This window comes from Halorhodospira abdelmalekii (genome assembly GCF_016583625.1).
Classification (GTDB): domain Bacteria; phylum Pseudomonadota; class Gammaproteobacteria; order Nitrococcales; family Halorhodospiraceae; genus Halorhodospira; species Halorhodospira abdelmalekii.
In genome coordinates this window covers 1-1,204 of record NZ_NRRN01000127.1, presented here as the reverse complement: position 1 = coordinate 1,204, position 1,204 = coordinate 1, and the positions used below count along the sequence as shown (strand labels likewise).

Genomic DNA, 1,204 nt, shown 5'->3' with positions numbered 1-1,204 from the left:
ATACATGCCAAAGACAGGAGACAAATGGATGCCTTGCAGCCTGCTTGAGCCGTGTGCGGGGAAACTCGCACGCACGGTTCTGAGGGGGCGGGGAACCAGCGATGGTTCCCTGCTACCCGGCGGTGCTCAGGCAGGTGATTAGGGTATCGAAAGTAAAAAGTTTGTTATCCGGTCGGGAACCGGCCGAGGCGTGGAGGGAGGTCAGACCGGGTCATCCTCTGGATGAATCGGCACTCCCGTCGAAGCGCGAAACTCACGCCATAGCGTAAGCTTGGCGGGAGTAGTTCATAAGTTCCCCGAGGCGGTCTCCGATGGCGTGGTGCTGGATCTCAAGTACGAGGCCCGCGATGTGCCTCAGCGCCTGACCTCGCAGCAGGCGATCGACAACTGGTTCGAGCGGAAGACCAGAAACCTCAACAACTACCAGAAGGCGGCGCTGCGTCAGCGCTGGGCGACGCTGGAAGAGCTGATGAGTGCCGCCGAGCGCAAGCAGCGCATCGTCGCCGACATCATCGAAGACTTCAGCCTCAAGCCGCGCCTGAACAATGACCGTGGTACCGCCATCCTCGTAGCGGCCTCCATCTACGACGCCTGCCACTACTTCCGGCTGTTCCAGAACACACCATTCGGTCGGCACTGCGGCATCATCACCTCGTTTGAGCCCAACCACAACGCCATCTCCCGCGAACCGGCCGACAGCGACGAGCGTTACAAGTTCGATACCTACACCGAGTACGTTCTGAAGGGTGGCCAGAGCACCGCCCAGTACGAGGCCGAGATGAAGCGCCGTTTCATCGAGGAGCCGGCCAACACCAAGCTGCTGATCGTGGTGAGCAAGCTGCTGACTGGTTTCGATGCCCCCTCGTGCAGCTACATCTACCTCGACAACGAGCTGCGCGACCACAACCTCTTTCAGGCCATCTGCCGTACCAACCGCCTCGACGGCGACGACAAAGAGTACGGCCACATCGTCGATTTCAAGCAGCTCTTCGGCGATGTGCAGCAGGCTATCGCCGTCTACAGCTCCGATGAGTTGGACCTCGAAGACGGTGGCGCGGCCGAGAACAACGTCGAGCTTGGGGATTCCAGTCAAGTGGGTGGCCTGTTCCACGTGATGAGGGGTGGCCATTCCACCGGATGTGGTGGGCCCGTTCCACGGGAAGTGGTGGGGCCATTCCACTAAGCTGGGGTGCCTCTGCAGGCA

Annotated in this window: 1 protein-coding gene; it reads left to right on the top strand. The window is 60.6% G+C overall.

The window, feature by feature from the left end; all coding sequences use genetic code 11:
• Positions 1 to 226 precede the first annotated feature (226 nt).
• On the top strand, positions 227 to 1,183 hold the full coding sequence (locus CKO15_RS13755) for a type I restriction enzyme subunit R domain-containing protein (protein ID WP_338036078.1): 957 nt from the start codon (positions 227 to 229) through the stop codon (positions 1,181 to 1,183).
• Positions 1,184 to 1,204: the final 21 nt, after the last annotated feature.